11 protein-coding genes are annotated in these 7449 nt (G+C 62.8%); all 11 read left to right on the forward strand.

Going from position 1 to position 7449, the window contains the following annotated elements; all coding sequences use genetic code 11:
- Positions 1–209 (forward strand): hypothetical protein (locus SM763_RS23640; protein WP_368999981.1); only part of this gene is annotated, 209 nt, incomplete at its 5' end.
- A 16-nt stretch (positions 210–225) separates the two neighbouring features.
- Complete coding sequence (locus tag SM763_RS23645) at positions 226–360, forward strand: hypothetical protein (protein ID WP_257898314.1); 135 nt, start codon at positions 226–228, stop codon at positions 358–360.
- Positions 361–800: 440 nt separating this feature from the next.
- A complete protein-coding gene (locus tag SM763_RS23650) occupies positions 801–1682 on the forward strand; it encodes a DMT family transporter (protein ID WP_368999983.1) in 882 nt (293 codons plus the stop codon).
- Positions 1683–1923: 241 nt separating this feature from the next.
- Positions 1924–2550: an RNA polymerase sigma factor gene (locus SM763_RS23655; RefSeq protein ID WP_368999985.1), complete on the forward strand. Its 627-nt coding sequence runs from the start codon at positions 1924–1926 to the stop codon at positions 2548–2550.
- Between the two features lie 92 nt (positions 2551–2642).
- The gene (locus SM763_RS23660) at positions 2643–2975 is read left to right on the forward strand and encodes a hypothetical protein (RefSeq protein ID WP_368999987.1); all 333 of its coding nucleotides are present in this window, start codon (positions 2643–2645) and stop codon (positions 2973–2975) included.
- Complete coding sequence (locus SM763_RS23665) at positions 2972–4738, forward strand: DUF3141 domain-containing protein (protein ID WP_368999989.1); 1767 nt, start codon at positions 2972–2974, stop codon at positions 4736–4738. Before SM763_RS23660 ends, SM763_RS23665 begins: the two co-directional genes overlap by 4 nt.
- Before the next feature lie 3 nt (positions 4739–4741).
- The gene (locus tag SM763_RS23670; RefSeq protein WP_368999991.1) at positions 4742–4924 is read left to right on the forward strand and encodes a hypothetical protein; all 183 of its coding nucleotides are present in this window, start codon (positions 4742–4744) and stop codon (positions 4922–4924) included.
- On the forward strand, positions 4917–5759 hold the full coding sequence (gene fabI, locus SM763_RS23675) for an enoyl-ACP reductase FabI (protein ID WP_368999993.1): 843 nt from the start codon (positions 4917–4919) through the stop codon (positions 5757–5759). Before SM763_RS23670 ends, fabI begins: the two co-directional genes overlap by 8 nt.
- Entirely contained in the window at positions 5756–6358 is a 603-nt protein-coding gene (petA, locus tag SM763_RS23680; protein WP_368999995.1) for a ubiquinol-cytochrome c reductase iron-sulfur subunit, read from the forward strand. Before fabI ends, petA begins: the two co-directional genes overlap by 4 nt.
- A gap of 39 nt (positions 6359–6397) precedes the next feature.
- Complete coding sequence (locus tag SM763_RS23685) at positions 6398–7093, forward strand: CBS domain-containing protein (protein WP_368999997.1); 696 nt, start codon at positions 6398–6400, stop codon at positions 7091–7093.
- A gap of 158 nt (positions 7094–7251) precedes the next feature.
- The coding region (locus SM763_RS23690; protein ID WP_368999999.1) for a phospholipase D-like domain-containing protein at positions 7252–7449 on the forward strand (198 nt) is incomplete at its 3' end.

Consider the following 7449-nt stretch of genomic DNA (forward strand, 5'->3'; position numbering starts at 1 on the left):
TTTATCCGTTGATCATCAGCCCCGCCGTGGCAGCACTTGCCATGTCGGGCAGCTCCGCGCTGGTGGCGGTCAACGCGCTGCTGCTGAAACGAACGCGGCTGGAAGGTATTGGTGCGGGCAAGAGTGGGTCCGCCAGCGGCGGCGGTCAGGGCGATGCGCAGGCAGGCCAGGTGCCGCTTCACGCCGCACACTCGCAGAAATCACATTGAAGAAGGGGGACTTGAGATGTCTGACACATCATCGACCAAGACACCGGACGGGAAGGGCATGGCGGCGCGGTTTCCCACCGCGTATTCCATCCTGTTCGGCCTGATCATCTTTGTCGCGCCGCTGACCTGGATTATCCCTGCGGGCCAATAGTCAGCGATTGACGACGCGAGGATCTGGCTGAGCCAGCCACGCACGGCGCGCACATCGCGAAGCTGCCCGGAGCGGCCGATGGCCCGGAGCATGAACACTTGCAGGACTTCTTCGGCGGCGTCTGCGGCCTTGGCGGGTGTGTCGGGCCGATCTTCTGTGGAAGATCGGTGTTTTCGGTCCTCATTCATATCGCACCTCTGTGGAGTACAACGCCGAAGCACCGGAAACGTTACAGCGTCAGGGTGTTTCGCTTGCTCCGATTGCTTGCGGTTCTGTCATTGCATCGCCGGAGCTCGAAGAATCGGAGGCTCGGCCAGCGCCCTCTGGCCTTCCCAGTGTAAGTTCTAGGCGGGCGCAACGTCTTTTTACTTCGCCCCTGAGTTGGCACATCGGACATTTTCTGCAATTCCTGCCGCTTCTGATCTAGATAAGGAAATTCGATGTCGCCGACCGTCATATCCAAGATCTTTCTGGCCATGTTCCTGTGGGCGGCGTGCTTTCCGCTGATCACCGCGGGGCTGCAATACGCGCCGCATCTGACCTTTGCGACGATGCGGGCGGTTTTGGCAGGCGCGGCTCTGGTGGGGTTGGCCGCGATCTTGCGTCGGCCATTTCCGCGCGGCGGGCGCATCTGGGTGACACTGGCTGTCGTCGGCCTTGGGGCGACCAGCCTGGGGTTTCTGGGCATGTTTCATGCGGCCGAGTTTGTGTCTCCCGGCCTCGCCACCGTCATCGCCAACACGCAGCCCCTGCTTGCAGCGATGCTTGGCGTCGCGTGGCTTGGCGAGCGCCTGCCGATGATCGGCTGGATCGGCCTGTCGGTCGGCTTCGCGGGTGTCCTCGTGATCGCCCTGCCGCAACTGCTGGACAGGGGGCAGGACGGCTCGGCCATCGGCTTTGCCTATATCGTTCTGGCGGCGGTCGGCGTGACCATCAGCAACGTGGCGATCAAGTCCATCGCGGACAAGGTGGACGGGCTTTTCGGAATGGGGGTGCAACTGCTCATCGGCAGCGTGCCATTGGCCATCGCGGCCTTCGCAATGGAAGATCCAACCGCGGTTCAATGGAACGCGGTCTTCACGCTATCCTTGCTGGGGCTGGCCCTTTTCGGCTCGGCGCTGGTGTATTGGGTCTGGTTCTCGGTCTTGGAGGAGGTCGAGTTGAACCGGGCAATCGTGTTCAGCTTTCTGGTCCCGATCTTCGGTCTTACGATTGGCGCGCTGTTCTTCGGGGAACGTCTGTCCGGCATTCAGTTTTCCGGTATTGCGCTGGTCATTCTGGGGATCGTGTTCGTCAATCTCAAGGGCAGACCACAAGGGTAGTCGTACCGCGCCGAAGGGAAACCTGACGCCGGCAGGTTGCAGTGCGACATCCTGGCCATCCCGTCACCGCCGAAAGCCACCTTGCTGCAGACGGACAGAAACCCCATGTCTTTCACACCCGCGCAACGGGCAGCAACGCATTTGATCCATGTCAATGCCCGCGCGCATTGAAACTGCAAGATGCAACAGTCAGACCATCGTTGCATGACAGCGCAAGATACGCGGAAAGGGCAGGGACATCATGGCATCGCAAGACAGTCGCAAGCGGGAGGTGCCCGACACTTCGCCGGAACGCGCGCTGTTGGACGGGCGCGGCGCGTTCATGGGGTTCCTGGTCAAACGGCTCGGCAACCGCGCGGATGCCGAGGATGTGCTGCAAGAGTTCTGCATCCGGGTGCTGACCCGCAAGGATCAGCTCCGCGATGTCGACCGGATGGATGCGTGGCTCTACACGATCCTGCGCTCCACCCTGAACGACCACTACCGCAAGGGAACCCGGCGCAGCCGTCTGGCGGCAGCGGCGGCGCGCGAACCCGAAGACTGGATCGCCGATGCGCCCAGTCAGATGGCGCGGCTATGCACCTGCCATGAGGGGCTGATTTCCGAACTGCGCCCGGCGGAATCCGAACTGATCCGGCGCATAGATTTCGGCGAGGAGGATCGAGAGACCGTGGCGGCCGATCTCGGATTGACGCGCAATGCCCTCGGTGTCCGGCTTCACAGGGCGCGCAGCGCTTTGCGCGAGGCGCTGACGGCGCATTGCGGCTCGTGCTGTCGGGAGGACCGCGAGGATTGCTCCTGTCCGCCCGAAGGCTGCGCGAGCGTCGAACACGAAACCGATTGCGAAGACATGGGACAGGCACACTGATCGCCCTGCCGACGGGTCTGTAACGATTTCCATCTTCCGGCGTCTTCTTCTGTGACCAAGCCCGAAGGCTCAACCACAGGAGTCGCCTAGCCATGCCACGCAAGACGATGGATCGGAAATCAGGGGAAACCCGTCACTCATCATCCGACGACGATGATCTTCGCATCTTGTTCTCGCGGATGACCTGTGCCTGTGCCGAGACCTTCGGGCATGCCGACGCCCCGATGGCGCGGGCGTTGTTCAACCGGGTCGAAATGATGAACCAGCCTCCGTCACTCGCGGCGTGCGCATTGGGCATCGAGCCCGGCGATGCGTCCTATCTCCTGACCGGTCTGCGCGAGGATGTTGCGAAGGATCTCGTGCTTGTGATGCTCGCTGGACGACCTTCCGGCACAGACCCCCAGTCAAGAGGAAACCGAACATGAACAAGAGCCTGCGCCTTGCGATGGAGCCGCCTGAACACGCTCCTGCACCTGTCGCTGACGATGCGAGCACGGGCGCGCGGACGCCCTATGTCCAAGACGCCTTTGAACGCTGGATCCTGTTCCTCGATGCGCTGCGCGAACGCGCCGACAACATGATCGCGTATGAGCGGCAGGCCATGCCGCCGCTGCTGGATTTCGACTACGAGCTTTTGCTTGACGCCCGCAATTTCGAGCGGCCCGCCAACTACGCACTGCTCAGGATCACGCGGCTCGGAGAGGATTGCTGGGACGATTGCGTCGATGCGGCCAAGCCGCCGGTGATCGTGATCGACCCGCGCGCCGGGCACGGGCCGGGCATCGGCGGGTTCAAGCGCGACAGCGAGGTCGGCATGGCGATGCACGAGGGCCACCCGGTCTATTTCGTGATCTTCTTTCCCGAGCCGGTGCCGGGTCAGACCCTGGCGGATGTGCATTATGCCCTGCGCGATTTCGTCTCCGAGGTCGCGCGTCGCCATCCGGACACGGCCCCCGTGCTCTACGGCAATTGCCAGGCCGGTTGGGCGGCAACGCTGCTGGCGGCGGATTGCGACGGTCTGACCGGTCCAATTGTGCTGAATGGCTCACCGCTCAGCTATTGGTCGGGCGAGGCGGCAAGCAGCCCGATGCGGATGATGGGCGCGCTCTCGGGAGGGGCCTGGTCCGCGCATATGATATCCGATCTGGGCGATGGCCGGTTCGATGGCGCCTGGCTGGCGCAGAATTTTGAGACCCTGCAACCGGAAAAGGCGATCTGGGACAAATACGCGAACCTCTTTGCCCATGTCGACACCGAGCGTGAGCGGTTCCTTGAGTTCGAACGCTGGTGGAATGGCTACTACACGCTCAGCCGTGAGGAAATCCTCGGCATTACGCAGAACCTGTTCATCGGCAACCGGCTGGAGCGGGGCGAGATGCAACTGGACGCGCATTGCACCATCGACCTCAGGCGGATCGCCAATCCGATCATCGTCTTTGCCTCGGAGGGCGACAACATCACGCCGCCCGAACAGGCAATAGGGTGGATCGGCAAGCTTTATCCCGATACCGATGCGCTAAAGGCAGCCAGTCAGCGCATCGTCTACATGACCCACCCGCGTGTCGGTCATCTGGGCATCTTCGTCTCCGGCTCTGTCGCGCGGCTCCAGCATCGTGCCATCCTGGAGAGCCTGGACGAGGTCGAGGCACTTGCCCCGGGGCTCTACGAGATGGTGATCGACAACCCGTCGGGCGACCCAGATTGCGAGAGCGGTGATTTCGCGGTGCGATTCGAGCCGCGCGAGGTCGATGATCTGGGCATTGCGTCGGATGATGCGGCCTTGAAACAAGTGGCGCAGATATCGCGGATCAACGAGGCGGCCTACTCGACCTTCGTCAGCCCGTGGCTGCGGGCCGCGACCAGCGCGGCCAGCGCCGAGGCCCTGCGCACCCTGCACCCCATGCGCTGGACGCGGACGATGTTTTCCGAGCGCGTGAACCCGTGGATGGCGCTCGTCAAATCTACCGCCGAAACGATCCGTGAGACGCGCGACCCCTTGCCGGAAGACCACCCGGCGATTGTCACCGAACGCGCGCTGTCGGCGCGCACCGGCGAGGTTCTGGGCGCATGGCGCAAGGGGCGCGATGCCTGGATCACCCATGTCTTCGGCGCGATATTCGGCCCTTTGCCCGGCATCCCCTCACCTGCGCAGGCGGACCATCCGGACGCCGCATCACACAAGGAGTGAACAATGATGGAATGGCTTTTCGAGAACTGGGTTCTGGTGCTCCTCTTCGGCGGAATGGCCGCGATGCACCTTTTCGGGCACGGACATGGCGGGCACAAACAGGGCAAGAGCGCCAAGCGTCATGGTGCGCACGACAAGAAGACCGAAGCGTCCGCCGATACCGAGGCGGCGTCGAAGGATGCCTGACTTCGACGAATGTTGCGATCCGGCCGAACTGCTTGATCTGTCCGGCCGGAAAGGTCTGGTTGTCGGTATAGCGAATGATCGCAGCCTGGCCTGGCCCGCCGCCCTGCATTTCCGGCAGGCGGGGGCGGATCTGGCGATCACATATGTCGACGAGCGCACCAAACCCTTTGTCGCGCCATTGGCCGAACGGCTGGAGGCCCCGATCCTGCTACCCTGCAACGTGAGTGTGCTACACGAACTCGACGCTGTTTTCGACGCCATCACCGAGCGCTGGGGAAAGCTGGACTTCATCTTGCATGCCGTGGGCAGCGTGCCGCCCGCCGACCTTCATGGCCGCCTGACAGACTGTTCGGCCGCAGGGTTTACCCATGCGATGCAGGTGTCCGTCCATTCGCTGATCCGCATGGCGCATCTGGCAGAACCCCTGATGAAGGGCGGCGGCAGCCTGATCACGCTGAGCTATCTCGGCGGCGAGCGCGTCGTGGAGAGCTACAACGTGATGGGGCCGGTCAAGGCGGCGCTTGAGGCCACGGTGCGCTATCTGGCCCACGAACTCGGGCCATCGAACATCCGCGTCAACGCCATTTCGGCGGGACCCGTGATGACCCGCGCGGCGTCCGGGTTGACCGGCTTTGCGGGTCTTCTGGACGCGACCGCGCGAGTTGCCCCATTGCGGCGCAACGTCACGGCCGACGAGGTGGGCCGCGCCGCCCTGCTGTTCGCCAGCGACTATCCCGGCGGCATCACGGGCGAGGTGCTGCATGTCGATGCGGGTGTTCACGTCGAAAGCCCTGTCGCCGCAGCCAAAATGAACGTCAAATCGGAGGAATCATGATGCGCCAGACCATTGACGAAACCAATCAATTGCCCGCAACAGAGCGCCGCGATTTCCTTTATTATGCAACGGCCTCAACCGGCGCGATTGCCGCAGGCGCGGCGGTCTGGCCGTTGATCAATTCGATGAACCCCTCGGCCGACGTGACCGCGTCCGGCACGGTCAGGGTTGATCTTTCCGGCGTCGAACCGGGCCAACGTATTACCGTGAAGTGGCAGGGGCGCCCGGTCTTCGTCTGGCGCAGGTCACCAGCCGCAATTGAGGCTGCACGAGCCGTCGATCTTACCCAGCTTCCCGATCCGGTTGACGAAGCGGGCGAGAATCCGAACGCAAGTGGCGAAGAGCCAGCACTGGATGAAAACCGCGTGGCGGGCGAGGATGGCGAATGGCTGGTCGTTATCGGTGTCTGTACCCATCTCGGCTGTATCCCCTTGGGCCAGGATGGGTCGGCGGTGGGCGAATTCGGCGGTTGGTTCTGCCCGTGCCACGGATCGCATTACGATACCTCGGGCCGGATCCGGAAGGGGCCGGCCCCACGCAACCTCGACATCCCGCCCTATAATCTGGGCGACGACCTGCAACTCGTTATCGGCACCTGACGTGCTGAACCAGCCAAAATTCAAGAAGGGGACTATGACATGCAAGCCAGGGATATCATGACAACATCGGTGATCTCGGTCCCGCTGGAGGGACAAATCGAGGACGCGGTACGCTTGATGCTCGACCACAATATCAGCGCGCTGCCCGTCGTTGACGCCGAGGGCGACCTCAAGGGACTTGTCAGCGAAGGCGACCTCATGCGGCGTGTCCGCGAAACAGACGGACAACGCCGGTCATGGTGGCTCGAGGTGCTTGGCGGGGCAAGCGAATCCGCACAGGATTTCGTGAAGCTCAAAAGCCACCGGGTCGAAGACCTGATGACAAGGGATTTGGTTTCGGTAGAAGAGGATACGAATGTCGCGGAAATCGCGCGTCTTCTGGAAAAGCACCGGATCAAGCGCGTGCCGGTGGTGAGATCCGACAAAGTGGTCGGCATCGTCAGCCGTGCGAACCTGCTCCACGCCTTGTCGGCGCTTCAGGATGGGGCGCTGCCGGAGCCGTCGCAGGACGACCGCGTGCTGCGTGCGAAGATTGAAGAGGCTCTGAAAGAAGTGCCCGGTGCAGTGGTCAACCTCATCAACTACACGGTGGACAAGGGGAATGTAGCCGTCTGGGGTGTCGCCGACAGCGATTTCGAGGAGAATGCGATCCGGGTTGCCGTCGAAAACGTGCCCGGTGTCAGGATGGTTGAGGTCCATATGGGACGACTGTCGGCCTGGGCTTACGGGATCTGACTCACATTGCGCAGATAAACCCGGCCTGGCAGGACGCCCGCCCGCTTCCGTCAAACGCCATTCCCGAAGAGGCCGACGCAATCGAAGGACTGCTGGTACCGAGCTATTCGCGCAAGTGTCAAAAGAGGCTTGCCTGTCTGCACGCGGGACTGATCGGGATGGCACAGACCTGCGTTTATCTGACGTCGCCCTATTTCGGTCCGGACACCGTGGTCGACCGGGCGCTTCAGGATGCCGCGCGTCGCGGCGTGGACGTCCGTCTGCTGGTGCCACGCAGAAGCGATCCCCTGGTCGCCGGCTGGGCGACGCGGGCGGCATATGCGCAGCTTCTCTCGGCGGGCGTGAGGGTCTACGAG

It is taken from the genome of Pseudophaeobacter sp. C1-32P7, assembly GCF_041008775.1.
Lineage (GTDB): Bacteria > Pseudomonadota > Alphaproteobacteria > Rhodobacterales > Rhodobacteraceae > Phycobacter > Phycobacter gallaeciensis_A.